We start from the raw sequence: 759 nt of genomic DNA on the forward strand, positions 1-759 counted from the left end.
CTCGGGTTGAGGCGGCCGACGCCCCCGGAGAGGCCCGCCCCTCGATCCGATCTCGCACGAGCCGCATACGCTGGCGCCGAAGCCAAAATCCGCCGGCTGGAGGCCTTCGGCGCTGTAGGTGCATCGATCTGCGACAACCAAACGACTGAACGGGTATAAAATCCGGACAATTCTTGATCTTCAGTGTGACCGCGGCCGTAAAGAGGCCAAACGGACCTGGCGTCCTTTGGCAGCCATCTCACTGTTGTCAGCGCGGGCTACACGACCGACATGAGCTACGATACATCCACGATAGCCACATTGCGCCGCGCGTTGGACGAGGTGCTGCTTGACGTCCGTTTCCATCAGCGGAAGTCGCCTTCGGCACTTGAAATTGCCGAACATCTCCTGGCGGGTGCCGCGGACAGAAAACGGTACCTAGAGCGCCTGAAATGCTCGGCTTCAAGAAATTAATCGGCGATGCCGCGCGCTTGCCGAGCTAGACTGCATAGCGATCTCAAGACTCTTGCGGGCAGATTTTTGGGGATCGGTAAGGTCGATCGACGGCGACTTTCACTTGACGGCCTTAGTCCTCCTTCGGCGCCACGCGCCACGATCCTCAGCGCATCACCCGGCAGCGGACGTTGCTCGGAGAAGCTGTTAGCCGGGACAAGGCCGCGGTTCTCCGGCTTCAGCCAGGCTCGCCAGTGCGGTGACGGCATTGCGGATGTTGGTGACCGGTGGCCCGCCGAACTTTGGTGGCGGCGGCATGCCCCAGCG

General features: G+C 61.7%; 1 pseudogene. It reads right to left on the reverse strand.

Going from position 1 to position 759, the window contains the following annotated elements:
• Nucleotides 1-611: 611 nt before the first annotated feature.
• Nucleotides 612-759, reverse strand: a pseudogene (locus AC0L3X_RS47260) (SOS response-associated peptidase); the annotation flags it as partial.

The sequence above is a fragment of the Bradyrhizobium sp. MI1.7 genome, assembly GCF_055811795.1.